Origin of the sequence: Halorussus salinisoli (genome assembly GCA_005239435.1) — an archaeon.
Classification (GTDB): domain Archaea; phylum Halobacteriota; class Halobacteria; order Halobacteriales; family Haladaptataceae; genus Halorussus; species Halorussus salinisoli.
On sequence record SZNP01000004.1, the window covers coordinates 409,507 to 433,360 of the forward strand.

General features: G+C 61.3%; 22 protein-coding genes. 12 read left to right on the forward strand and 10 right to left on the reverse strand.

The window, feature by feature from the left end:
* Window positions 1–175: 175 nt before the first annotated feature.
* Both cofC and E2484_RS25015 read right to left on the reverse strand, forming a co-directional pair.
* Window positions 176–823, reverse strand: a complete 648-nt coding sequence (gene cofC, locus E2484_RS13245) for a 2-phospho-L-lactate guanylyltransferase (protein ID WP_137285676.1) — start codon at window positions 821–823, stop codon at window positions 176–178.
* A gap of 194 nt (window positions 824–1,017) precedes the next feature.
* Window positions 1,018–1,194 (reverse strand): hypothetical protein, encoded by a 177-nt coding sequence (locus tag E2484_RS25015; protein WP_170977343.1) that lies wholly within the window; start codon window positions 1,192–1,194, stop codon window positions 1,018–1,020.
* Between the two features lie 335 nt (window positions 1,195–1,529).
* Here E2484_RS25015 and E2484_RS13250 point away from each other — a divergent pair, with 335 nt between their 5' ends.
* The 6 genes from E2484_RS13250 to yqeB all read left to right on the forward strand — a co-directional run bounded on the left by E2484_RS13250 (window position 1,530) and on the right by yqeB (window position 7,251).
* Window positions 1,530–2,090: a (2Fe-2S)-binding protein gene (locus tag E2484_RS13250; protein WP_137285677.1), complete on the forward strand. Its 561-nt coding sequence runs from the start codon at window positions 1,530–1,532 to the stop codon at window positions 2,088–2,090.
* Window positions 2,087–4,540 (forward strand): xanthine dehydrogenase family protein molybdopterin-binding subunit, encoded by a 2,454-nt coding sequence (locus E2484_RS13255; RefSeq protein WP_137285678.1) that lies wholly within the window; start codon window positions 2,087–2,089, stop codon window positions 4,538–4,540. Before E2484_RS13250 ends, E2484_RS13255 begins: the two co-directional genes overlap by 4 nt.
* Window positions 4,541–4,704: 164 nt before the next feature.
* Entirely contained in the window at window positions 4,705–5,076 is a 372-nt protein-coding gene (locus E2484_RS13260) for a DsrE/DsrF/TusD sulfur relay family protein (RefSeq protein ID WP_137285679.1), read from the forward strand.
* On the forward strand, window positions 5,073–5,426 hold the full coding sequence (locus E2484_RS13265; protein WP_137285680.1) for a DsrE family protein: 354 nt from the start codon (window positions 5,073–5,075) through the stop codon (window positions 5,424–5,426). The genes E2484_RS13260 and E2484_RS13265 overlap by 4 nt, the downstream gene beginning before the upstream one ends.
* A 2-nt stretch (window positions 5,427–5,428) precedes the next feature.
* Window positions 5,429–5,674, forward strand: coding sequence for a hypothetical protein (locus tag E2484_RS13270; protein ID WP_137285681.1), 246 nt, complete (start codon window positions 5,429–5,431; stop codon window positions 5,672–5,674).
* Window positions 5,671–7,251 carry a selenium-dependent molybdenum cofactor biosynthesis protein YqeB gene (yqeB, locus tag E2484_RS13275; RefSeq protein WP_137285682.1) on the forward strand — a complete coding sequence of 527 codons (1,581 nt, stop codon included), beginning with the start codon at window positions 5,671–5,673 and terminating at the stop codon, window positions 7,249–7,251. Before E2484_RS13270 ends, yqeB begins: the two co-directional genes overlap by 4 nt.
* On the opposite strand, the gene selD is transcribed toward yqeB, so the two are convergent.
* Together selD and E2484_RS13285 are read right to left on the reverse strand one after the other, a co-directional pair.
* Window positions 7,248–8,282: a selenide, water dikinase SelD gene (selD, locus tag E2484_RS13280; RefSeq protein WP_137285683.1), complete on the reverse strand. Its 1,035-nt coding sequence runs from the start codon at window positions 8,280–8,282 to the stop codon at window positions 7,248–7,250. The genes yqeB and selD overlap by 4 nt on opposite strands.
* Complete coding sequence (locus E2484_RS13285) at window positions 8,279–8,536, reverse strand: sulfurtransferase TusA family protein (protein WP_137285684.1); 258 nt, start codon at window positions 8,534–8,536, stop codon at window positions 8,279–8,281. The genes selD and E2484_RS13285 overlap by 4 nt, the downstream gene beginning before the upstream one ends.
* 93 nt (window positions 8,537–8,629) lie before the next feature.
* Between E2484_RS13285 and yqeC the strand changes: the two genes are divergently transcribed.
* Complete coding sequence (yqeC, locus tag E2484_RS13290; protein WP_137285685.1) at window positions 8,630–9,385, forward strand: selenium cofactor biosynthesis protein YqeC; 756 nt, start codon at window positions 8,630–8,632, stop codon at window positions 9,383–9,385.
* Between the two features lie 26 nt (window positions 9,386–9,411).
* On the opposite strand, the gene E2484_RS13295 is transcribed toward yqeC, so the two are convergent.
* The 3 genes from E2484_RS13295 to E2484_RS13305 are packed head-to-tail and all read right to left on the reverse strand — an operon-like array spanning window position 9,412 to window position 13,185.
* On the reverse strand, window positions 9,412–10,404 hold the full coding sequence (locus E2484_RS13295; protein ID WP_137285686.1) for an ABC transporter permease: 993 nt from the start codon (window positions 10,402–10,404) through the stop codon (window positions 9,412–9,414).
* Window position 10,405: 1 nt separating this feature from the next.
* Window positions 10,406–11,506 carry an ABC transporter permease gene (locus E2484_RS13300; protein ID WP_137285687.1) on the reverse strand — a complete coding sequence of 367 codons (1,101 nt, stop codon included), beginning with the start codon at window positions 11,504–11,506 and terminating at the stop codon, window positions 10,406–10,408.
* Entirely contained in the window at window positions 11,503–13,185 is a 1,683-nt protein-coding gene (locus tag E2484_RS13305) for an ABC transporter ATP-binding protein (protein ID WP_321112615.1), read from the reverse strand. The genes E2484_RS13300 and E2484_RS13305 overlap by 4 nt, the downstream gene beginning before the upstream one ends.
* A gap of 265 nt (window positions 13,186–13,450) precedes the next feature.
* Between E2484_RS13305 and E2484_RS13310 the strand changes: the two genes are divergently transcribed.
* From E2484_RS13310 to E2484_RS13320, 3 genes are all read left to right on the forward strand, one after another.
* Window positions 13,451–14,524 carry a BMP family ABC transporter substrate-binding protein gene (locus E2484_RS13310; RefSeq protein ID WP_137285688.1) on the forward strand — a complete coding sequence of 358 codons (1,074 nt, stop codon included), beginning with the start codon at window positions 13,451–13,453 and terminating at the stop codon, window positions 14,522–14,524.
* Between the two features lie 144 nt (window positions 14,525–14,668).
* Complete coding sequence (locus tag E2484_RS13315; RefSeq protein WP_137285689.1) at window positions 14,669–15,715, forward strand: PLP-dependent cysteine synthase family protein; 1,047 nt, start codon at window positions 14,669–14,671, stop codon at window positions 15,713–15,715.
* A 39-nt stretch (window positions 15,716–15,754) separates the two neighbouring features.
* Window positions 15,755–16,993: a molybdopterin molybdotransferase MoeA gene (locus E2484_RS13320; protein ID WP_137285690.1), complete on the forward strand. Its 1,239-nt coding sequence runs from the start codon at window positions 15,755–15,757 to the stop codon at window positions 16,991–16,993.
* 828 nt (window positions 16,994–17,821) lie between these two features.
* On the opposite strand, the gene E2484_RS13325 is transcribed toward E2484_RS13320, so the two are convergent.
* Together E2484_RS13325 and E2484_RS13330 are read right to left on the reverse strand one after the other, a co-directional pair.
* A complete protein-coding gene (locus E2484_RS13325; protein WP_137285691.1) occupies window positions 17,822–18,367 on the reverse strand; it encodes a hypothetical protein in 546 nt (181 codons plus the stop codon).
* A gap of 60 nt (window positions 18,368–18,427) precedes the next feature.
* Window positions 18,428–19,594, reverse strand: coding sequence for an outer membrane protein assembly factor BamB family protein (locus tag E2484_RS13330; RefSeq protein ID WP_137285692.1), 1,167 nt, complete (start codon window positions 19,592–19,594; stop codon window positions 18,428–18,430).
* Between the two features lie 478 nt (window positions 19,595–20,072).
* Between E2484_RS13330 and E2484_RS13335 the strand changes: the two genes are divergently transcribed.
* A complete protein-coding gene (locus tag E2484_RS13335; protein WP_137285693.1) occupies window positions 20,073–20,876 on the forward strand; it encodes a cupredoxin domain-containing protein in 804 nt (267 codons plus the stop codon).
* 104 nt (window positions 20,877–20,980) lie between these two features.
* On the opposite strand, the gene E2484_RS13340 is transcribed toward E2484_RS13335, so the two are convergent.
* Window positions 20,981–22,324, reverse strand: coding sequence for an RNase J family beta-CASP ribonuclease (locus E2484_RS13340; protein ID WP_137285694.1), 1,344 nt, complete (start codon window positions 22,322–22,324; stop codon window positions 20,981–20,983).
* Window positions 22,325–23,365: 1,041 nt separating this feature from the next.
* Here E2484_RS13340 and E2484_RS13345 point away from each other — a divergent pair.
* Window positions 23,366–23,854 (forward strand): histidine kinase, encoded by a 489-nt coding sequence (locus E2484_RS13345; RefSeq protein WP_137285695.1) that lies wholly within the window; start codon window positions 23,366–23,368, stop codon window positions 23,852–23,854.

Below are 23,854 nucleotides of genomic sequence, written 5' to 3' on the forward strand. Positions count from 1 at the left end.
CATACATTATATAGTTTGTTTTTTATAACCCAAAATACATGAAATAAAACCCGTTTGCAGACAAATAGCGGCATTTGGGTAGTTTGTGGGGCTTCCCATCGTCGGCCCAAAACAGAACGCACCCATCACTTCCGAAACAGTCGCGGGCCTCTCCCGACACGCTGTACCGAGAAAGTTACGTGCTGATCGTCTCGACGTCGTTGGACTCTCGTACACGTTCGACGGCCACGCGCCCGTCGCCGGTATCGAGTCGGAACCCCGCGTTCCGAAGCCAGTCGTACGTCTCTCCGTGTCCGTGGAGAAGAACCTCGGAGACGTCCCCGGGTTCGTCGATGTCTACGCTGAACCGGTAGGAGTCGAGTTCAGTCACCGACGCCCCGTAACGCTCGGCGACTTCGAGGTGGTCGAGATACGACGCACCGTGGTAATCGACCCGGAAATCGGAGTGGCGAGTTACGAGCGCGTTCGTCCCACCGCCCATTCCCCGCGCGAGGACCACCTCTCCCGCGGCCTCGAACAATCTGGAACACGACGACGGAGTAAGTAGCGGGACGTCTGCCATTACCACTGCAGTCGGTTCCGAAGTCACGTCCAGTACCGCATTGACCGCTTGGCTCAGCGGACGCTCGTCGACGAGTGTCGCCGCGCCAGGCACGTCGATGGGCGTCGTGGTTAGCACTTCCGGGGTAATGTCGGTACCGCCAATCGCCTCGACGACGTCGGTCAACATCGCTCGCGCGAACTCCCGTCGTTCGCCCTCGTCGAGAATCGCGTCGAGTCGCGTCTTCGGGTCGCGCGGATCGAACGGCACGACAACTCTCATGTCCGAGGATTACCGCGTCGTCCCTTAATTGTGCATGTCGGTGGCTGGATTGGCGTGGTTTTGTCGTGTGGCCGTCGTTCAGCGACACGTGCTACCCGGCGTCCGACGAGTTGTGGCAACCCCTCGTTCCCACAAACTGTGTGTGGCCGAATGTGTGACTTTGACAAACGAACTGGCTAATAATTTGCGTCGGTTCAGACCCCGCGCCTCGCCCCGACGATCACCGGGCTATCTTCCGCGTCGGCCATCCGCGTCGAACCGACGCCGCCGCGCTTGCGGATATCGACGGTGACGGCGCTCGAAGCTATCCACCCCGTTCGCGTCTGCGTCCTCGGCGACGCGGGCCTGCTCGCGTCCACCACGTCCATCATGACGCCGCTTTTCGCCTCCTGGCGAAGATGCGACCGACGAGTGAATCACCCAGTACGTCGCTCCGACATCTATCTCTTCCCCGTCGCGTCTCGTCGTACGTCGTTCAACGGAGCCGTCGCGGCGAATATCTGCGTACCGTTTCCGGTTGCCGTACCCGTCTAAGCCATTTCGTGGCCCATCGTTCTCCGAGTTAGTGTGAGTAGAGCGACAAAACTGCCGTAATACTCCGGGTTCCAGTTTTATTTCACACTAATCTGGGTAGAAACCTCAACAGTTTATTTATGCTCGACAGCCTGAGTGTCACAGTACAACATACCTCAGGACGGTGATTCACTTGCAGGTGGAACTACATATCAACGGGCAGGAGAAACGGTTAGAGGTATCGAAATCGGACAGCCTCCTCGACGTTCTACGGGAGAAGGGGTACACGGGCGCGAAGCGGGGATGCGATACCGGCGCGTGCGGATTCTGTACGGTCATAGTCGACGGGGAGCCCGAAAAATCGTGCGTAACGCCGATCGCCAAGGCCGACAGTACCGAGGTTCGCACTATCGAGAGCCTCGGCAGCCAGGACGACCTTCATCCGATTCAGGCGGCCTTCGTCGACAACTTCGCACTCCAGTGCGGATTCTGTATTCCCGGGATGATAATGCGCTCGAAGGCTCTCTTAGACGAAAACCCGGACCCGACGGAACGGCAAGTGCGCGAGGCGCTGTCGGACAACCTCTGTCGATGCACCGGCTACAAGAAGATCGTCGAGGCCGTCCTGGATGCGAGTGACCGTATGAGCGACGACGAGACAGTGGCCGCCGACGGTGGACTCCCTGCGGACGTCGCGTTCGAGAGTGGCTGTAGCTGCTCGTGTAGCGACTCGTCCGGGGGTGGTGACGAATGAGCGAGCACGAGGAGAGACGGCTCGAAGCCGACAAAACCGAACCGGACGGAGGAGCGGTCGAGGGACTGAACGAGTCCCCGACGGGGGCCGTAGAGTCCGAGGACGAGTCGTCGGAACAGGGTGACCGAGAGAACATCAGCGAAGACACCGAGAAGTACGACGCGCGGAAGATCGTCACCGGGGAAGCGCGGTACACCGCAGATTACCACGAACGGTTTCCTGAACTCGCGGAGGCGAAAGTGATCCGCAGCGACATCGCCCACGGCTACGTCGAAGATATCGACACGAGTGCGGCCGAAGCGATGGACGGCGTCTACGCTATCGTCACGCCGTGGGACGACGTCGTTCCGGAGAAAGCCTATTCCAGTTCCGGCCAATCGTATCCCGAACCGAGTCCCTGGGACCTGCGCGTGCTCCGGAAACACGTGCGGTACGTCGGCGACCCAATCGCCGCCGTCGCCGCGAAAGACAAAGAAACCGCCGACCGGGCCGCACGGAAAATCGACGTCGAGTACGAGGAACTCGACGCGGTGTTCGACCCAGAAGAGGCGATGTCCACGGACGCACCGCAACTGTTCGAACCGGACTACGTCGAGAACAAACAGACCGGTGCCGACTACGAGCGCAACCTCGAGTCGCATTTCGAGGGCGAGAACGGCGACGTCGAGACCGCGTTCGAGGAAGCCGACGACGAACGCGTGCTCGAAACCGAGTGGGAGACTCCCTATCAGTCACACTGCGTCCCCGAGCCTCATACCACGATAGCGTACACCGACGAGGACGACCGGTACACGTTCATCACGGCGACGCAGGTACCCTTCCACACGCGACGACAGCTGTCGCTCGTGTTCGATATCCCGATTCGGGACATCCGGGTCAAGAAGCCGCGAATCGGTGCCGGGTTCGGCTCGAAGCAGGAGATGGTCATCGAACCGATCGCCCTCGCCCTCCACTTGAAGGCGGAGATACCCGTCAAGGTGGAGATGACTCGCCGCGAGGAGTTCTACGCGCTCCGGTTTCGCCACCCGATGCGGATGCGGATGCGGACGGCCGTTTCGGACGACGGCGACCTCCAGGCGATGGATTTCTACACCCTGTCGAACTCCGGCGCGTACGGTACGCACGGAATGACGGTTGCGTTCAACGTCGGGACGAAACCGCTCCCGCTGTATCCGCGCGTTCCCAACGTTCGCTTCGAGGGTGACGTCGCCCACACGAACCTACCGATGGGTGCGGCCATGCGCGGCTACGGTGCGCCCCAGGGCCACTTCGCCGTCGAATCGCACATGGACGAGGTCGCCCGCCGACTCGACCTCGACCCCGTCGAGTTCCGGAAACGAAACGCGGTCCGCGAAGGGGATATCGACCGGAACGTGGCGATTCTCAAGGACGGCGACCGGTTCGTCCGCCGGATTCGGTCGTGCGGTATCCGCGAATGCATCGAGCGCGGCAAGGAGGCCATCGGGTACGACGACCTCGAGCAGCCGGATGCCGAGCACCTCCACCGGGGCGTCGGCATGGCGATCATCGCACAGGGGAGCGGCGTCGCCGGCAAGGAACTGGGCGCGGCACAGCTCAAGATGAACGAGGACGGCTCGTTCAATCTGCAGGTTGGCGGGGTCGACACCGGAACGGGGACGGACACGATGTTCAGCCAGATTACTGCGGAGGTCACGGGGTGTGACCCCGAGGACGTCGTCGTCACGTCCTCCGATACGGACCTGACCCCGTTCGATTACGGTGCGTACGCGTCGTCGACGACCTACATCAGCGGTCAGGCCGTGAAGAAGGCCGCCGAGGACGCGAAAGAGCGCCTCCTCAGGTGGGGAGCGAGGTTGCTGGACGAATCCGAAGGGAACCTCGAGACCGGCGCTGGCGAGGTTTACAGTCGGGTGACCGGTGACAGCGTCTCGCTCGAGGAGATCGGCTACGAGGCCACGTACGGAGACGACGAGCGCGAACAGATCATGGGGAAAGGCCACCACTCGACGGACGAGAGCCCGCCGCCGTACGGTGCGCAGTTCGTGGACGCGACCGTAAACGAGGACACGGGCGAATTCGAGATCAACAACATGGTCTTCGCTGCGGACTGTGGCGTCGCCATCAACCCGCCTCAGGTCGAGGGCCAGATCGAAGGCGGTGAGCACATGAGCCTCGAGTTCGCTACCAGCGGCGGCCTCGAATTCGACGACGACGGTCGACCCCAGACGCTCGGCTTCCGGCAGTACGGCATGCCCACGACCGCCGACCATCCGCCGATGGAGACGATTCTGGTAGAGACCCACGAGCCGACCGGGCCGTTCGGCGCGAAGTCGATCGCCGAACTGCCGACGAACGGCGTGCCGCCGGCGCTCAGTAATGCGATTCGCGACGCAGTCGGCGTCCGGATGAACACGCTCCCCATCACGGCCGAGAAGGTCGAGCAGGCGCTGGCGGAACGCGACGACTGACCGACCGCCACCGGTCACACCTTACTCGTCTCGGTACGATTCCACGGTTCCATTAGATTCGTCCCGGCGCGATTCTAGAGAACGGGGAAATTTCGCGAGAAGTGACGGTGGCGCCGTGGAATCGGGGCAAACCATAATAACGAGTACTACACTACGTTTTAGATATGGCTCATCTCGGATTTCTCGTCACTGGAGGGCCGTTCGACAGCGAGCGGTGGCGGACTGCCTACGAACTCGGGCGTGCGGCACTCGACGACGGCCACGAGGTGACCTACTTCCAGTACCTCGACGGCGCACTCGTCCCGGTCGCCGACCAAGAGTTCCCGGACTGCTCGGACGCGGGGCTGTACGACGAGATGCCTACGGAGAAGTTTCAGGAGCTCGTCGCGGACGGAGCCGAGGTCATCTGTTGTGGACTCTGCGTGAACGCACGCGGCATCGACGCCGAGACCGACTACCCGGACGGCGTCGAAATCGGTCTGTTACCCGATCTCGCGGACATGCTCGGCGAAGCCGACCGGGTGATATCGCTATGAAGCAGGACGTCGTCGTGTTGCTTGCGCGCGCGCCGTACGGCCGCGTCCACGTTCCCGAGGGGTTGCGGGCCGCCCGAGGGGTCGCGGCGGGGTTCGACCGCCACGACGTGACGGTCATCTTCACCGGTGACGGCGTCTACGCCGCTCGCGCCGCCGTCGACAGAGACGCGCTGAACATGCCCGGTCACATCGCGGATCTCCGTGCCGAAGACGGTCGGATGGTCGTGGACGCCGCCGCGATGGCCGAGCGAGGTATCGAGTCCGAAGAGATAGCCGACGACGTCGCGGTCCACACCGGCGAAGCCGTCGCCGAACTGATTCGCGACGCCGACCGCACGCTCGATTTCTAACCATGCTCTACCTCGTAGACAAACCCATGGCAGACGTCGCGTTCAGAACCGCCGCGGGAGACGACGATGCGCGCGTCGTCCTCGTCCAAGACGGCGTCCTCTTGGACCCCGACCTCGACGTTCCCACGTACGCCGTCGCGAAGGACGTCGAGGTCAGGGGCGTCGACCTCCCACCGAACGTCGAGCGAATCTCGTACGACACAGTGATACAGTTCGTGCTCGAACAGGAGGTGAAGAACTTCCTATGAGCCCCTTCGAGAAGCTCACCGAACTCGTCGAACGGGGAGAACCGGCGGCGATGCTGACGGTGGTCGGGAAGAACGGTAGCGCCCCGCGTAGCGTCGGAACTCGGATGCTCGTTACGGAGAACGACGAGTACGGGACTATCGGCGGCGGCTCGGTCGAAGGACTCGCTATCGAAGCCGCCCGGGAGGTGTTGCAGGGCGACGAGGAACCGGGCGTCCGGTCGTACGAACTCGAACGCGGCGGGAACACCGGGATGGTGTGCGGCGGTGAGATGGACGTCTTCATCGACCGCATCCGCGGCCGGCCCCGGCTCTACGTCGCCGGCGGCGGTCACATCGGCGTCGAGCTAGCGGCGCTCGCCGAGCGACTGGGCCACGACGTCACCGTCGTCGACGACCGCGAAGAGTACGCCGACCCGGAGCAGTTCTCCGAGAGTACGGACGTGATCCACGGCGGGTACGGCGACGTCCTCAGAGACAATCCGATGACGTCCGAGACGGCCGTCGCCGTCGCGACGCGCAGCGGGTCGTTCGACCAACAGGCGGTCGCGGCCGCGCTCGACGGGAACGCGGGGTACGTCGGACTCGTCGCTAGCGAAACCAAAGCCGAACACGTGTTCGAGTCGCTCGTCGAAGAAGGGTACAGTCGCCGCGACCTCGCGAGAGTACGCGCACCCGTCGGCCTTGACCTCGGCGGCGGCAGTCCGGAAGACATCGCGCTGTCCATTCTCGCGGAGATGAACGTGGACCGCTACGACGCGTCGGGACGGCGAGCGTCGCGATTGAACCTCGACGACCTCGTCGTCGTCCGAGGAGGTGGCGATCTCGGAAGCGGCGTCGTGTACAGGCTCCATCAGGCGGGCTACCCCGTCATCGTTACCGACGTGGCGAGGCCGACGGTCGTCAGACGTGCCGTCGCCTTCGCCACGGCGATGTACGAGGATGAGATCTCAGTCGAGGGCGTCGTCGGTCGGCGTGCTTCCGACGTCGACGAGGCGTTGGAAATCCTCGCAGACGACGAGGTGCCGGTGCTCGACGACCCGGACGCGGCGGTCGCCGCCGAACTCGACGCCGCCGTCCTCGTCGATGCGATCATGGCCAAAGGCCGTCGCGACACGGGGACGACTCGCGACGACGCCGACGTCGTCGTCGGTCTCGGCCCGGGATTCGAGGCTGGCGAGGACGTCGACGCCCTGGTCGAGACCGACCGCGGCCACAAACTCGGGCGCGTCTTCTACGAGGGGACGACCAGCCCATACGACGGCGAACCCGGCGAGCGTCAGGGGTACACCTACGAACGCGTGCTCCGCGCGCCGAGCGACGGACGCTGGGAGACGACGGCCGCTATCGGCGACCTCGTTTCCGCGGGCGATGTCGTCGGATACGTGGACGACGACCCCGTGGAAACAGCGATCGACGGACTCGTTCGGGGATTAGTTCACGATGGAATCGACGTCTCGGAAGAGGCGAAACTCGGTGATATCGATCCGCGCGGTGAGTCGGTCGACCACACCAACGTATCGGACAAGGCACTCTGTCTCGGTGGCGGGGTCCTCGAAGCGATTCTGCACTTCCGTTAGCGGGAAACCGCCTCGATTTCGGGGGTGGCGAGGCGGACGCCGGAACCGTTAGTCACGCGGCCGACTTGACGATAGAAAACCCCGGCGTCCGATAGCGCGGCCTCCAGGTCCTCACTCCGAGCGGCGGGCACCGACAGCAGGAGCCCGCCGCTCGTCTCGGCGCTCTCGCCGTCTTCGAGACCGTATCCGAACAGGCGCGACAGTTCGACGGTTCCCTCGATGACCGGCAGGGAGGTTATCTCGACGCCGACGTCCGCGTTCTTCGCCAGTACTCGCGCCTGCCCGTGGAGGCCGAAGCCGGTGATATCGGTCGCCGCCGTCGCGTGTTCGCGGGTCGCCGCGGCGGCCTCGCGGTTGGGTGTGGTCATCCACGAGAGCGCTTCTTCGCCGATTCGGTCCACCGACCGCGCGGCGGTGTCTTCGATCGTGTCGGCGAACTCGCCGTCCTTGACCCGCAGGGCACCCATCGCGGGTTGTGTTCCTAGCGGTTTCGTCAGGTAGAGTCGGTCGCCCGGCGCGGCGCTGCGCGTATCGAGTAGGTGGTCGGGGTCCACAGTCGCCGTGACCGCACCGCCCGCGAACGGCCAGGGGTTCAGGATGGTGTGGCCGCCGGCGACCGTCCCGTCCATCGTCGCCAGTGCGTCGACGATACCTGCGAGAATCGCGGACGTGCGGTCTCTCAGTTCTCGGGGAACGCCCAGGACCACGAGACAGCTCACGTTGTCGATAGCTCCGGTCGCGAACGCGTCGCTCGCAGCGTTGCAGGCCGCGACCCGACCGAAGTCGTACGGGTCGTCGATTATCGGCGTGAAGAAATCGACCGTCGAGACCAGTGCGAGGTCGTCGCGCAAGCGCTGGGCGGCGGCGTCTTCGCCGACGCCGAGAAGGAGGTCGTCTTGCGGGTCGGTGAGGCCGACTTCCGACAACAGCGAGTCGAGGTCGTCCTGTCCGACTTTGCAGGAACACCCGTGGAGTTCGACGTACTCGGTGAGCGCGGGCGAGTCGTCGACGGAGGCTTCGGCGTCGCTCATCTCCGTTCGGCCTCCGAATCCGATGCGGTCTCCGGAAGCGTGATGCGGAGTTCGAACGTCTCGCTCGCGTCTTCGTCGTCGACCGCGGTAACCTCGTATCCGTGCTTGGTACACGTCCGTTGCAGGTTTCGTTCGGCTGGCGGGTAGTCTCCCTGGACGAGTAACTCCTCGCCCGGTTCCATCCCCGAGAGTTCCCGTCGAACGATGAGTGCCGGTCGCGGGCAGATCTCGCCCGTGACGTCGACGCGTTTCATGTCCACCCATTCCCCATGAGAATTCATAACAGTGTCGTCTCTCCCGACGAGACGGAGGACAACGCTATTGTCCGTGGCCCCGGACCGTGAACTATGAACCTCGCGGAAGCGCTCCGGTTGGGTGACGAGGAACTCGTGTCGTTCGTCGGCGCTGGCGGTAAAAAGACCGCGATGCAGCGCCTCGTCGGCGAGGCCTCGCACCGAGACGTTACCGTAGGATACACGACGACGACGCACACACCGCCCCCGGACGGGTTCCCGCACGTGGTAGTCAGCCCGAACGAGTTACCCGGCGCTCTCGTCGACCGTGAAACCCCGATAGCGTTCGCCGCCAAGCAGGTCGAAAACCCGGAGCGTGCGGACGAGAAGATACGGGGATACGATCCGTCGGTTGCGGACTCGGTGTTCGAATCCGGCCTGTTCGACTGGCTTCTCGTCAAGGCAGACGGCGCACGGGGTCGCGAGTTCAAGGCCCCCGGTCAGAACGAACCGGTCGTCCCGAAAACCAGCACCGTCGTGAGCGTGGTCGCCTCGGTTCGGGCGGTCGGTTCTCCTCTCGATTCGCCGACCGTACACAGGCCGGACCGGGTGGCGGCCATCGCCGGACGCGATATCGGAACGACTCTCACTCCCGACGTGATGGGGACCGTTCTCGCGAGCCACGACGGCGGTCTCAAGAACGTGCCCGACGGGGCGACGGTCGTGCTGTTGGTCAACAAAGCCGACACGCCCACCCTGAGGGAAAGGGCGCGCGATATCGTTTCGGCGACCTTCGAACGGACCGACCGGTTCTCCCACGGACTCGTCACCTCCTTCGAGACGGAGACGCTCGAAACCGTCGAAAGCTGAGCAACGTACCTCGCCGACGACCACGGCTAGTCGCTCTCGCGGCTGTAGGGTTTCAGTAACGCCGACGGAACGCCGAGCTGTTTGTTCTCTAGTCGGACCACGGTGAACACCAGGACCAGGATCGTCGCGAGGTAGGGGTACGTCGCCATGATCGTCGGGTGCATGAGGAACTCCAGAACCGGGTTGACGAACGCGGCCAGCGGCGTTCCGGGGTCGAGCTGGAGCGAGATCGCCTGCGAGCGCAACTGTAACGCGTCCAGAAGCCCGAACAGGTACGCACCGACGAGCGCCCGCTCCGGCCGCCACTGTGCGAATATCACGAGCGCGACGGCGATCCATCCCCGACCTGCGACCATTCCGGGCACCCAGAGCTGGGAGTACGCGAGCGAGAGGTGCGCTCCGGCCGCGCCGGCGAAGGCTCCGCCGAGGAGGACGCAGAGATACCGCATCTTGAACACGTCGACGCCCATGGTGTCGGCCGTCTCCGGGTCTTCGCCGACGGAGATTATCTCCAGTCCGAGGTTCGTCCGGAAGAGGAAGAACCAGATGAAGGGGACCATCGCGAGCGCGATGAAGTCCGGTAACGTGCTACGGAACAGCGCCTCGCCGACGACGGGTATCTCCACGAGGTACTTCCCCACGACCGGGAGCGTCACCTGGGGGAAGCCGGATATCGATTCACTAACCCATTGTTGGCCGAAGAACGTCGTCAGTCCCGTTCCGAGCAGCGTCAGCATTATCCCGCTGATGACCTGGTTCGACTTGAGCGAGATGGTCAGGAACGCGTGTATCGATGCCATAGCGGCCCCTAGCAGGATGCCGGCGAGGAAACCCAGCCAGTAGCTGCCCGTGACGACCGTGACGACGAATCCGCCGAGCGCCCCGACGAGCATCATTCCCTCGACGCCGAGGTTGAGCACGCCGCCGCGCTCGCTGATGATTTCGCCGAGACTCGCGAAGATCAGCACGGTGGCTGCCCGCACGGTCGCATCGAGCAGGCCCGCGAGGAATCCCACCATTTCAGACCTCCTCCACGCGGCCGGTCGGCTGTTTCGACCGCTCGCGTTCCATCCGTACGTTGACCTTATACGACTTGATGAACTCGGCGGTGATGAGGAACAGGATGATGAGGGCCTGGATGACGTCGACCAACGCGGCCGGAACGCCGAAGTTCACCTCCATGCTCGACCCGCCGACGAACAGCAGCGCGAAGAACAATGCCGCAAGCAGGACGCGGAACGCGCCGTTCCGGCCGAGCAAGGCGATGGGGATGGCCGTGAATCCGTAGCCGGGCGAGAAGTCCGGCCTGAGCCGGGCCTGTACGCCTGCGATTTCGGAGATGCCGGCGAATCCGGCGAACGCTCCGGCGAGGAGGAACACGAAGAGATACACCTTGTAGATGCTCATTCCGGCCTGCTTGGCGGCTTCGGGGTTCGAGCCGACGAACGTCACTTCGAACCCGAACTGGGTCTTGTTGACGAGGACGTACGTCGCTATCACGACTAGGACGGCGAGTACCAGTCCTACGTGAACGCTGGTGCCGAGAAGCGTCGGTAACTGCGCTGCTGAGGGTAGCATCGCGCTAACGGGGAAGTTCCCCGCCCCGCCCTGCATCGGGCCGCGAACGGCGTAGTTCGTGAGTTGGATGGCGACGAACGTCAGCAGGAGGGTCGTGATGATTTCGTTGACGTCCCACTTCGCCTTGAGCCAGCCCGGGATGCCGGCCCAGATACCGCCCGCCACTGCGGCACCGAGGAATGCTAACGGCACCAGTGCGACCGCTGGCAGACCGACGTTTAGCCCGATCCACGTGCCGGCGATACCGCCGGCGTAGAGTTGGCCCTCTGCACCGATGTTCCAGAGTCCCGCCCGGAGCGGGACGTAGACCGCCAGTCCGGTGAGGATGAGCGGTACCGCTTTGACCAACGTCTCCGTGAGGCCGAACGTACTCGTTGCGGTTTCGAAGAACATCAGCGAGTAGGCCGCCACCGGATTTACGTTGAGAGCGACCAGGGCGACGGCGCTGACTGCGAGGGCAGCGACGATGGTGAACACGGGCGTCCCGTACGCCAACCAGAGCGGGATGTCCTCTCTGGCCGAGAGTTCTATATCGACGTTCATCGCTCCTCCCCCCCGTCGGTCATCGCGGAGTCGGTCGAGTCCGTACTGGACTCAACCGCCGCGTCCACGGAGGCGGTCCCCGTGCCGCCGGTCATTTCGAGACCGACGCGTTCGCGGTCGGCTTCCTCCGGAGAGGTTTCGTAGACGATCTCCCCCTCGTAAATGACGAGGATGCGGTCGCTGAGGTCGAAAATCTCGTCGAGGTCCTCGGAAACGAGAACGATGCCGGTTCCGCGTGCACGTTGGTCGAGGATCGCCGACCGCAGGAACTCGATAGCGCCGACGTCGACCCCGCGCGTGGGCTGGTTCGCTACGAGCAGGCGTGGGTCCCGATTGATTTCGCGTGCGAGGATGAGCTTCTGGAGATTACCGCCCGAGAGATCACCCGCGGGCATTTCGGCGACGTCGTGGACGCCGCGGATGTCGAACTCCTCGACGAGCGTTTCGGCGTACTCGCGCAACGCGTCGTAGTCGAGGAACCCGCCGTCGCTGAACCGGCCGTCGCGGAACTCTTTCATCGTCGCGTTGTACATGACCGACAGATCCTCCGCGCAACCGTACTTTAGCCGGTCCTCCGGGACGAACGAGACGCCGTTATCGATGAACTTGCGGGGGTTTTCGCCGGTGAGGTTCATCTCTCCGAGCGTTATCGTCCCTGCCGTGAGGTCACGGAGTCCGACGAGCGATTCGGCCAGTTCCTTCTGTCCGTTACCGCTCACGCCCGCGATGCCGACGATTTCACCCTCGTGAACGGTCAGGTCGATTCCGGACAGCGCCTCGATGCCGCGGTCGTCGTTGGCGTGGAGGCTTTCGGCGCGAAGCGCCATCTCACCGACCGTCACGTCTTCCTTGTCGAGTTGGAAGAGGACTTCGCGGCCGACCATCATCTCGGCGAGGTCCGCTCGACTCACCGACGACGTCTCGACGGTACCGACGTTCTCTCCTTCGCGGAGGACGGTCACGCGGTCCGTGATGGTCTTGACCTCTTTGAGCTTGTGCGTGATGAAGACGATAGAGAGTCCCTGTTCCGCTAACCGTTCGAGGGTATCGAAGAGTCGTTCGGCCTCGTTCGGTGTCAACACCGCGGTCGGTTCGTCGAGGATGAGTAGTTCGACGTCACGATAGAGCGCTTTCAGTATCTCGACGCGCTGTTGCTGGCCCACGTCTAGTTCCCAGATACGTGACGAGACGTCGATGTCGAAGCCGTACTCGTCGGCTAGGCCGGCGATTTCGCGTTCGGGAACATTTAGTCCGAGGGAAAATCGTCGGGCCAGTCCCCTCATCCAGGGGTTCGTTCGGAGGTTCGCCGGGAGCCACCCGTCGTACTCGCTGTCTTCTCTGAACGCTGACGCCGGTTCGCGTTCTCCGAGTACGATGTTTTCTGCCACGGTCAACCGGGGAATCAGCTTGAAGTGCTGGTGAACCATGCCGATGCCCGCGTCGATGGCGTCCTGCGGGGAATCGAAATCGAGGGATCGGCCGTCGAGCCAGACGCTGCCCTCGTCTGCGGAGTACAGACCGTACAGGATTTTCATCAGTGTACTCTTCCCGGCCCCGTTCTCGCCGAGTAACCCGTGAATCTCCCCACGCTCGACGGAGAAGTCCACGTGATCGTTGGCGATCACCCCGGGAAACTCCTTGACGATGCCTTCCATCGACAGGAATGGAGACTCATCCATGGTTGTCAGTCACATGCATGTCTGCACCTGCCAGAGGTATAATGTTTGTTCTTAGCGGGCTATCACGGAGTGTGAAAGTCGGAGACAAGCATTATCGTCAGTTCGGAAAATAATAATACAACGACGGTATTGAACATATCGCGTATATAATCATTAATAATGGATACTCTTATCATTTGAGTTGTGTTACGTTAACACGGATCGTGCATAGAGGCCAGTCGGTGAATCGTGACGAGTCGGAACCAAGCACGAAAGCCAAACAACCATGGACATGAACTCAACACGCCGAGACGCGATAAAGGCGATCGGTACGGTAGGCGCAGTTGGACTCGCCGGCTGTACAGGTGGAAACGACGCAACCCAAGACCAACGTGAATCGGTCAGGGCTGCGTGGATCTACATCTCCGAGGTCGGCGACCTCGGCTGGTCGTGGGCGCACGACCAAGGTCGGAAGAAAGTAACCGAGGAGTACGATTGGCTAGAGTCGTCGTACTCGGAGGCCGTCAACCCGGCAAACTCCCAGCGAGTCATCAAGCAGTACACCCAGGAGGGGTACGACATCATCTTCGGGACCACCTTCGAGTACATGGACCCGATGTTGCAGATCGCCCAACAGAACCCAGACACACTCTACGAACACTGCTCGGGGTATAAGACGAGCGAGAACATGGGCCGGTACTTCGGCCGCATGTATCAGGCGCGGTACCTCGCGGGAGTCGCCGCCGGCCTCGTGACCGAATCGAATCAACTCGGCTACGTCGCCGCGTTCCCCATCCCCGAGGTCGTACGCGGTATCAACGCGTTCACTCTCGGCGCCCGGTCGGTGAACGACCAAGTAACCACGAAAGTTCGCTGGACGAACACGTGGTTCGATCCGCCGAAGGAGAAAGAGGCCGCACAGACACTCATCGATGCGGGCGTAGACGTCATGGCCCAGCACCAGGACTCACCGGCAGCCGTGAAAGCAGCGAACAGTGCGGACATCTGGGCGACCGGCTACGACGCACCGATGGGCGAGTTCGGAGGCGACAACTACCTCACCTCGCCCATCTGGCACTGGGAGGTGTTTTACCAACCGACGCTCGAAGCTGTGCGCAATCGCTCCTGGGAGTCGGACTTCTACTGGGAGGGTCTCCAAAGCGGTATCGTCGACCTCTCCGAGTGGGGCCCATCCGTCCCGGAGGACGTGAAAAACACCGTCTCGGAGAAGCGCTCGGCAATCGAGGAGGGTAATCTCGACGTGTGGGCGGATAGCAAGTTCGCGGACAGAGACGGGACGTTTCTCTTCCAAGAGATGGGTAGCTACGTCGAAGGTGTCGAGGGCGAAGTGCCCAATTAACAATCTATACCTTCTCGAACAACCGTTCTACGAGGATTTCGATGACGTACCGGCAGGAGGAGGCAGTAACTTCAAAACGCCGTGAGACATTGATTCTCGCCGGGTCCGTCGGTTATTTCTTCTTGGATGCGTTCGTTATAACGTATGAGTTCGTCAGACCCTAGCACGGATGCTGCGACGACCGACATCCTCTCGAATATCGGCGAGACGCCACTGGTGGAACTCCCGACCGCGAGCAGCGACGCCGACGCAACGATATATGCCAAACTCGAGTTCGTCAACCCGTCGGGTAGCATCAAAGACCGCATCTACCACGAGATGATCACCGCCGCCGAGGACCGGGGCGACCTCGAGTCGGGCATGGAAATCGTCGAGTGCTCGACCGGTAACGCGGGTATCGCCTGTACGCTCGTCGGCTCCCAGCTCGGCTACGACGTAACCATAGTCATGCCGGAGGGCATGAGCGAAGAACGCAAGAAGGTCATCCGGGCCTATGGAGGGCGACTCGTCGAAACACCCGGCGGCGAGAGCGACGTCGACCTGTCCGTACAGCGCGTCGAAGAGATGCTCGAGGAGTCCCCCGACGAGTACTGGTTCCCGAACCAGTTCAGCAACCCCGACAACCCGACCGCTCACGAACTGACCACCGGTCCGGAGATAGTCGAGCAACTCGGCGGGACGCCGGACGCGTTCGTCGCAGGGCAGGGAACGGGCGGCACCGTCACCGGCGTGGGACGGCGACTGCGGGACTCTGACCCGGACGTCGACGTATACGCCCTCGAACCGAAGGAAGCGCCCCTGCTGTCCTGTCGCCAGTGGGGTACCCACGAGATCGAAGGCATCGGGGACGGGTTCGTTCCCGAGAATCTCGACCCGGAACTCCTAGACGGCGTGGTGGCCGTGAAGAGCGATGCCGCAATCGAGCGTGCACGCTCACTCGCCGAGGAAGAAGGCGTCTTCTGCGGCATTTCCAGCGGAGCGAACGTCGAAGGTGCGATAAAGATTGCCCGTGAGCGTCCCAACGTCGACGAAGTCGTGACCATCGTCACGGACACCGGCCATCGGTACTTCACGACGAAACTCTTCGAACCTGACCACGAAATCGACGTTCCGGACCGAGATCACCCCCTCGACGAACACTCGCGCGAGGTCCTCGAACGGTATCAGTCCGGCTGGGATATCATCGACTAACGACGTAACAAGTATAGTCCCGTCTCGATACATTTCGGTATGTCTCACGAGCACGGCGACCCGAGTCACGACCATCGGGACGCGATTGGGCGATTAGAGGCTGTCGAGACCGTGTTCTCGCTCCGTTCTCGCGCTCTCGCCGCGCAGTCCACCGAGCGCATCTCGATTTCCGGCGCGTTCGAGGGGCGCGTGCTCTCAGAGTCCCTGCTCGCCGAATCCGACATGCCGGCACACAGTCACTCTACGATGGACGGGTTCGCGTTCGACGCGAACGAGTCGTACCCGTTCGACGTCCGTGACGGCGAGGTGTTTCCCGAGGACGACCCGCAATCACTTGCTCCGAACGAGTCGGTCCGGGTCGCAACTGGTGCACCGATTCCCGAAGACGCCAACGCCGTCCTGAAGATCGAGGAGGCCACCGTCCGAGACGGTGAACTCCACGGCCCTCCCATCGACTCGGGTACGTACGTGTACGAACGCGGCAGTAACGTCACCGCCGGGGAAACGCTCTTCGAGTCCGGCGACCGCCTCTCCGCGAAGGACGCCATCGTACTCCGAGACCTCGGCTACGATTCCGTCCCCGTCGTCGAGCGACTCGACGTCGGTCTGCTGGCGACCGGTACCGAAATCCACGAGGGACGGAGTTCGGACTTAGACTCGGCGATGCTGGCGTCGCTGGTACGGACGTGGGGTCACGAAGCGGCGTACGAGGGGACGGTCCCCGACGAGTACGACCGCGTCGAAGACGCTATCGCGTCAATCGCGGCCGAGCGCGACGTCGTCGTCACCACCGGCGGGACGAGCGTCGGAAAGAAAGACCACGTCATTCGCGCACTCCGGTCGCTGGGCGACGTGCGGTTTCACCGGGTCCGAGTCCGGCCGGGGAAACCCATCGCCGCCGCCGTGCTGCCGGACCACGACGCCGTGGCGTTCGCCGTTCCCGGCAAACCGGTCGGCGCACATACCATCGCGACGCTCGTGATGCGCCCCTTCTTCACCGGCGAGTCTGCGCTCGCTGAAGTGTCCGCCACCGCCACCGTCGACGTCGACGTGCCCACCGAAGGGTTCGAGTACGCCATTCCGGTCACCATCAGTGACAGCAGTGCGGAACCGCTCGGACACGAAAGTTCGCCGCTCGCAGTCTACGGCGACACGTTCGACCCGAGCGTCCTTTCTTCGAGCACTCGTGCGACTCTCGCCGACGGGTTCGTCCTGACGGAGTCCGGATTCGAGGCAGAAGAAACAGTGTCCGTCGTTCCGTACGCTACGACCGAATGACGAACGACAGAACGTTGTCCGACCGAGATGCGACTTCTCACGCGCTCTTTCGGTTGTAGGTATCTTCCTACTTTGGCTCTCCGCCTCGTAGAATAGTTCATTCGTGCATTTTGTTAAGGGTGAACAAGCTCTCTCATTCCATAAATACTGGGCTTTCAACCGCGCTATTCCGTGTTCAGCGAACCAATAGCCACATAGCTTTTACAAGTATTTTCATTTGGGGGCAAGAATTAGATGTGCGAAATAATTGAAACTTTTCAAGAAATTCGTACGTCCCCGAGGCGTACTGATTCACGCCCTCTCTGTCTCGGAGAAACGACCTATCCGCCCTCGTGCTAAAGCAGGACACTTCACGTAGTAGCTATTTCTGGACTAATCGTCGCTACAACGTCTGTCAGTGGCGTTACCCCCGGACTCGGGGCCACCGTCGCGAAGAGCATCGATGCTCGTCGAATGATCAGCGAACCGGGCGTGTACGAACTCGGAACCGACCTTTCCGACCCGCAGTTTTAGTACGGAGAAGTGTGGTGGTGAGAGGACGGTATGAGGGAATCCGACGCTGACGACGGTGTCAGAGAAGCTGAACTCGTTAGAGACGAGGATTCAACAACGACGACGAGTATTGCTACGGCAAAACTGACTCCCGAGGAACTACTACCATCTAGTTGTCGGGACTTGATGCGTCATCTACTTAACTGGATATCGAGGCCTTATTGAAACCTTCCTCTGCTGATAGGATTGAAACGACAGCGATCATTGTAGAATGTGAATTGGTCACCTTTCTCATTACCATGCGGAAATCTGTTGGAAGAGCAGGGAAAATCTACGTTATAAACTTCGGCCATACAGATACAGAGGGAGTCCTGCAAGAGCGCCGAAGAGAAGCAACAGACCGTAGTAGAGGACACTAAATGTGTGACCGAAACCAAAGTCGACGAGGAGTCCTCTGTATGTTGCGACGAGAAACGGAGCGACGATAATAAATGCCGTGAGGAACTGCTCCCTTCGGTTCTTCGCAATTCCAAGTGGAGCCATAAACGCGATGACGAACGGAACGAGGACGTGAAGTTGCCACAGGATGAACGAGACTTCCGGGAGAGCTAATTCTGGGCGGGCGGCACGAACAGCCCATGCGCGCATGCTTACGGGGAAGAGCGTCGAGATTACTGCTACGAGACTCGCGTATCGGAATAGAGTATTGTCCGTCTCCTGCACGAACCGAGGGTATCCGAGGAGGATACCTGTGAGCAAATAGACTCCGGCAATTCCAAGCCACGTTTCTGAACCGTGTGGCAGGTTTGGGGAGAGAAGAGCGACGATGGCGATGACACTCCCGACAGCGAGTATAATCGCGGTCGATTGTCGATGACTCATACTAAATCCCATCTGTAGCGCTGTTGAATGCTTTCTGGTGAACGGTAATCGCGTCGCTAGTCACTCGATTACGAAGATATCCGAGACGTTCCACCCTCGGTAGAACACCTGGCCGTTGGCGACGACTGGCTGCGAACCTACATTCTCGGCGGCCCAGTAGCGAACACGGTCACCCGTCGCGGCGTCCAGCACGTGAATCCCGGTGTTCGCGCCCGTGGCGAGTACCCGGTCGCCGACGATGATCGGTGCACCCCTACTGACGCCGGTTTCGAACGACCAGAGACGGTCGCCGGTCTCCGCGTCGAAGGCTAACGTCCGGGTTCCATTACCTGCCTCGACGACGACGCGCCCGTCGGCTACCGCTGGCGGTTCGTGGATGCCGGATTCGACACTCGCCTGCCAGCGGACACTCCCGTCGGCAGCAGCGAGGGCGGTTAGTGTCCCTGTCTTTGAAACGGCATAGACGGTGTCGTCGGCGACTGCCGGAGCAGCATAAATCTGTCCGGGCTTAGTCGTGCGCCACCAATCGTCGCCGTCGTGCGTGAAAGCAGCAACCTCGCCGCTACCGTTGCTCCCTGCGCCGACGTAGATGCGGTCGGCGACGGCTATCCCGTGTTCGCTGTGTTCCGTCTGCGCGTGCCAGCGTTCCATGCCGGTCTCGGCATCGAGGGCAACGACTCCGCTCCCGGCAATGTAGAGCGTGTCGTCCACCGCGACCGGCGAGGTGGATGGACTAGCGTGTGACCCCATGTGTGTACGCCACAGCTCGGACCCGTCTTCCCGGTCAAGTGCGAGCGTGTCGTTGAGCGTACTTACGTAGACAGTTCCACAAGCGAGGACTGGACTCGTATTGACATCGTCATCGGGGTCGATCGCCCACAGACGCTCTCCCGTGTCGATATCGCGGGCCTCGACCCGCACGCCCCCGGCGACGTACACGACCCCACTATCGACGACTGGCGGGGCTTCGACGCTTCCGCCACCACCCGTCCGCGTCCCGGTTTGTGAGAACCGACTTATGGTGGCATCGGATGGTGGCAGGTTCCGGGCCGGGACGTGGCTCGTATGTGCAGGGTCGTATCCGTACATCGGCCACGCGTATTCCGACGTGGTACACTCGATAGGCGGTGGGGAGGAGGTAGTTGCTCGGATGTTCGAACATCCGGCGAACATGGCGGTCCCGCAGGCGGCGAGGACCGTCCGCCGAGGTGGAGTGGAGGGCGGCATACCAATCGCATCTGTACCATAGCTAATACGTTTTCTGGTTATACAGTATCGAAAACGAAACGATAACCCTCGACTTCCCGCTTCTCGCTGACCTCATCCCTGCCGGATTTGATAAAATCCCACTCTGCTAGTCGGATTGAAACAGCTATGCACATTACAGAGTACATACTATCAGAGACTCCGGGAGGCACCACCCTCGTATCGATTCACGAGTTCCCGATAGGCGTGTCGGGGACTTACTCCATTTGGTCGGTTTGGCCTCGATTAACGACATTTTCGATGGTCCGAGTACTCTCAACAGTTATAAACAACTTGTGAGTAACTCTCACTTCCTCCCTGCCTCGTTTCGCTCACGAAAACAAGAAGTCGCCCTGTCTGTGCCTTTTCCACGCTTGACACAGCAGTTAGATTAGAATTGAGGTGAAATCAACCGGTCAATAAACAATATGGTTATAGATAATGAGGGATTGGTGGGCCCATGCCACAAAACATGGATTCCACCACGGAAGAACCGACGACAGAATCGATACCTACGACGCCAGCGTTGGAGCGGCGACCGCTTCTGAAAGCACTCGGCATCGGAGCCGCCGTCTCGCTCGGTAGTGGGCTCGCTGCCGGGGAGCGAGACAACGACGAAATCCATCCGAACTACGGCTACCCAGTCCAGAACCCCAGTGACATCCCGGAGAGCCTCCAGCCGAACCACGAGGTTCAACTGGCAGGCGCCGAGTCCGCCCCGGAACCCGGGATGCCGGTGAGCCTCTTCTTCTTCGACCCGATCGGGCTCCACGTGAACAGCGGTGACATCGTGCAGTTCACGTTCAACACGCCCGACCACACGGTGACGGCCTACCACGAGGCCATCGGCTTCCAACAACGGGTGCCCGCCGAAGCGCCACCGTTTTCCTCGCCAATCGTCACACAGGGCGGGGCGTGGCTCTACCGGTTCGACCACGAAGGTGTGTACGACCTGTACTGCGGGCCCCACCACATCCTCGGGATGGTGATGCGGGTCGTGGTCGGCGACGTCGCCGAAGACGAGTACCCGGACTATCTGGAGACGCCCGAAGAGATTCCACCCTTCGGCGAGGAGTTCGAAAACCTCCTCGTCCAGTTCAGCGATGAGACCGAGAACGTCGAGTGGGTGTTTCCGACGCCGAGGGAGATATTCACCACGAGCGCGCTCGACCCCGCCCGAATTCAGGACGAGGGGCCGGTACCGTACAGTGCGGTTCGTGACGAACTTGCAGACCCCCGTGCCGAGACCACCACGACCCAATAGGGCGTCGCGTGCGCCGAGATACCCTCTTTTTCTATCCGTCGGCGACCGTTCCAATCGAAGCCGTCAAATTCCTTGCTGTCCTGTTCGTCGAGTTCGGCGACGGCTTACACCAACGGGATCGTATTTCCGTTCGAGGTCACGTGCAGATCACGGCCAAGCTTGTAGCCTTGACTCTCTGCGAGGTCGACGTAGCCGGAAAACCCACTCATATTCTGGTGTGCGGGAATCACGTGTTGGGGCTGGAGCGTGTCGAGCATCTCGTAATGACCTTCTTGCGAGATGTGACCGGAGACGTGGATGTCGTCGTAGATGCGGGCGCCCTGCATCTTCAGGAGACGTTCGGATTGGTACCGCTGGCCCTCGTTCGTCGGCTCGGGAATGATTCCTGCCGAGAAGATGACCTTGTCACCGTCGGCGAGATTGTACGGTGTCTCTCCGCGGCCCATTCGAGTGAGCATCGCCCGCGGTTCGCCCTGATGGCCCGTGACGACCGGCAGGAAGTTCTCCTTGCCCTCCTTCATGATTCGCTTGAACGCACGATCAACGGACTTGCGGTGGCCGTACATCCCGAGATCGTCGGGGAAGGTGGTGGCGCCGAGGCGTTCAGCGGTCCCGGAGTACTTCTCCATCGACCGGCCGAGCAGTATCGGTTCACGCCCGATATCTTTCGCGAACTCGACGAGACTCGTGACCCGAGCGATGTGACTGGAGAACGTCGTCGCGACGATGCCGCCGTCGAAGTCCTCGAGACTCATCAGTACGTCCCGCAGCTGACTTCTGGCAACGGCTTCGCTCGGAGTACGTCCTTTCTTGTTTGCGTTCGTACAGTCCTCGATGTAACACAGCACTCCGTTCCCCTCACGACCGAGTTCCCGAAACCGCTTCATGTCGATGGGGTCACCCAGCACTGGTGTATGATCCATACGCTTGTCCAAGCCGTAGACGATTGCACCCTCAGGCGTGTGGAGGACCGGATTGATGGCGTCGATGATGGAGTGGGTGACGTTGACGAACTCGAGTTCGCAGCGCTCACCGATACCCATCGTCTCGCCCGGTTCCATCACAATCAGGTCGTTTTCGACGTTGAACTTCCCCTCGTCCTGGATTTCCTCTTTGACGAGTTCGAGGGTGAACGGCGACGCCACGATCGGTGCATCGTAGCGATGGGCCAGTTTGCTAATTGCGCCGATGTGATCGAGGTGACCGTGGGTGGGGACGATAGCCTGTACGTCGCCTTCGAGGTCGCTCATGATGCGGTCGTCCGGAATCGCGTCCATGTCGATGAGGTCGAGCGAGTGGAGTTTCTCGGTCTGGACGTTGTCGTGAATCAGTACGTTCGAGAGGTTGAGCCCCATGTCGAAGACGACGATGTCGTCTCCAGCACGGACTGCCGTCATCTGGCGGCCGACTTCCTCGTAGCCACCGATAGTTGCGATTTCGATTTCCATAGTTACTGCCGATCATAGCAATCCACGAGCACAGTACCGGGTCCGAACGTCGTCAGGACGGTATTGTGTAGAGTACCGTCCGATGAAGCGGGAATCGAAGAATCGTAATTCTCCTCACTACCTCTCGAACGGCACTCCCCGTGACCGTGCACGGGACAGCGCGTCTTTCGGTTACGTGATTATATGTGAGCCACCCGTAAATACTCCCGGAAGTAGTTTTCTCTGGCCCTGATGAACCCTCGAGTCCAAGAGGTAGTCGAGAGTGAGACAACACTCAGAACTGCAGGAGTGAGAAAACGAAAGTGGGAAACTACTCGTTTTCGATCGCTTCGTCGATCGCTAGCGTCAGTTCGAACGTTTGGGGCGCATCACTGTATGGCGATCGAATCGTTGTCGAATCATCTGTCTCAACCGCGTCGATAAGTGCGTCGAGTTCTTTCCGATACATCTGTTCACGGCCCTCTTCACGAACGTCGTTGCCGTCGACGACACCCGTAAGGACGTGGTCGGGGAGGTCGAGTTCGAGACGGAGGTCTCGCCGACCAGTTCGATTCCGAATTCCGGTTCCGGTGAAACCGAACTGGCTGCTACCTGACTCACGACGCCGTTCTCGTGCAGCATCAGTCCGATTGAAGAGTCTACAAACGCTGGGCGCGCCGATAGAGTACGGCGAGCAAACCAAACTCACTAACTACCCCGGACGTGGCGAGTCTACGGACTACGAACTCGAGCGACGATCGGACTCCGATACGTCGAACGGTGATGTCGTCACGATATGCAGGGGCTTCGAAATCGAGACCGGTTACTCGACGGACGGTTCGATACCAAGCCACGTTCCAGGACGACCGGACCAACAGCGCCGACTGTCAACGTCACGGATAATCCGAGAGCAACGGGTGGCTTGCCGTATCGCGTTCTCTCCCTGGATACGCTGGCGAGAAAAGTAAGACGAACTCGCTCATGCACGTGCTATGCAGAGCAGCGACGGTGTTTTTCCGAACAGTGCCGATCGTAGAGGTGATAGAACGGAGTACAACAGTAATGTCGACCCGAGGCAACTACGAAGAGTCCAAGACTGTCTCGCCGTTCGAAACCAAATGGGCGTGGAAGGGCGGAGCCATCGCGGGATTCGTCGCAACGGTCGCGATGGGACTGGCAATCAGTGCCGTCCAACTCTCGACGCTTCGATTGGCGATTGCCGGACTGTACGGACTCGAAGGAAGCCTCGTTGTGGGATGGATAGCCCACCTCGCTCACGGTACGTTGTTCGGAATTATCTTCGCCGGGCTGATGGCAGACCCCGGACTCTTCCGGGTTAACGACTCGATACCGAAGACTATCATCGCGGCCGTCGGATACGGACTCGTCCTCGCTATCGCCGGGGCCGGAATCGTAATGCCGATTTGGCTCGGCGTTATCAGGTTTCCGACACCCCCGTCGATACCGAACGTCACGCCTCCGCTACTCGTTTGGCACGCAATCTACGGAGTCGTTCTCGGCAGTCTGTTCCCGTTCGTCGATGGCCTATGA

Excerpts from the sequence above, each read along its gene's own strand:
- cofC (WP_137285676.1), bottom strand. The coding sequence starts at position 823 with ATGAGAGTTGTCGTGCCGTTCGATCCGCGCGACCCGAAGACGCGACTC.
- E2484_RS25015 (WP_170977343.1), bottom strand. The coding sequence starts at position 1,194 with ATGATGGACGTGGTGGACGCGAGCAGGCCCGCGTCGCCGAGGACGCAG.
- E2484_RS13255 (WP_137285678.1), top strand. The coding sequence starts at position 2,087 with ATGAGCGAGCACGAGGAGAGACGGCTCGAAGCCGACAAAACCGAACCG.
- E2484_RS13260 (WP_137285679.1), top strand. The coding sequence starts at position 4,705 with ATGGCTCATCTCGGATTTCTCGTCACTGGAGGGCCGTTCGACAGCGAG.
- E2484_RS13265 (WP_137285680.1), top strand. The coding sequence starts at position 5,073 with ATGAAGCAGGACGTCGTCGTGTTGCTTGCGCGCGCGCCGTACGGCCGC.
- E2484_RS13270 (WP_137285681.1), top strand. The coding sequence starts at position 5,429 with ATGCTCTACCTCGTAGACAAACCCATGGCAGACGTCGCGTTCAGAACC.
- yqeB (WP_137285682.1), top strand. The coding sequence starts at position 5,671 with ATGAGCCCCTTCGAGAAGCTCACCGAACTCGTCGAACGGGGAGAACCG.
- selD (WP_137285683.1), bottom strand. The coding sequence starts at position 8,282 with ATGAGCGACGCCGAAGCCTCCGTCGACGACTCGCCCGCGCTCACCGAG.
- E2484_RS13285 (WP_137285684.1), bottom strand. The coding sequence starts at position 8,536 with ATGAAACGCGTCGACGTCACGGGCGAGATCTGCCCGCGACCGGCACTC.
- yqeC (WP_137285685.1), top strand. The coding sequence starts at position 8,630 with ATGAACCTCGCGGAAGCGCTCCGGTTGGGTGACGAGGAACTCGTGTCG.
- E2484_RS13295 (WP_137285686.1), bottom strand. The coding sequence starts at position 10,404 with ATGGTGGGATTCCTCGCGGGCCTGCTCGATGCGACCGTGCGGGCAGCC.
- E2484_RS13300 (WP_137285687.1), bottom strand. The coding sequence starts at position 11,506 with ATGAACGTCGATATAGAACTCTCGGCCAGAGAGGACATCCCGCTCTGG.
- E2484_RS13305 (WP_321112615.1), bottom strand. The coding sequence starts at position 13,185 with ATGGATGAGTCTCCATTCCTGTCGATGGAAGGCATCGTCAAGGAGTTT.
- E2484_RS13310 (WP_137285688.1), top strand. The coding sequence starts at position 13,451 with ATGGACATGAACTCAACACGCCGAGACGCGATAAAGGCGATCGGTACG.
- E2484_RS13315 (WP_137285689.1), top strand. The coding sequence starts at position 14,669 with ATGAGTTCGTCAGACCCTAGCACGGATGCTGCGACGACCGACATCCTC.
- E2484_RS13320 (WP_137285690.1), top strand. The coding sequence starts at position 15,755 with ATGTCTCACGAGCACGGCGACCCGAGTCACGACCATCGGGACGCGATT.
- E2484_RS13325 (WP_137285691.1), bottom strand. The coding sequence starts at position 18,367 with ATGAGTCATCGACAATCGACCGCGATTATACTCGCTGTCGGGAGTGTC.
- E2484_RS13330 (WP_137285692.1), bottom strand. The coding sequence starts at position 19,594 with ATGCCGCCCTCCACTCCACCTCGGCGGACGGTCCTCGCCGCCTGCGGG.
- E2484_RS13335 (WP_137285693.1), top strand. The coding sequence starts at position 20,073 with ATGCCACAAAACATGGATTCCACCACGGAAGAACCGACGACAGAATCG.
- E2484_RS13340 (WP_137285694.1), bottom strand. The coding sequence starts at position 22,324 with ATGGAAATCGAAATCGCAACTATCGGTGGCTACGAGGAAGTCGGCCGC.
- E2484_RS13345 (WP_137285695.1), top strand. The coding sequence starts at position 23,366 with ATGTCGACCCGAGGCAACTACGAAGAGTCCAAGACTGTCTCGCCGTTC.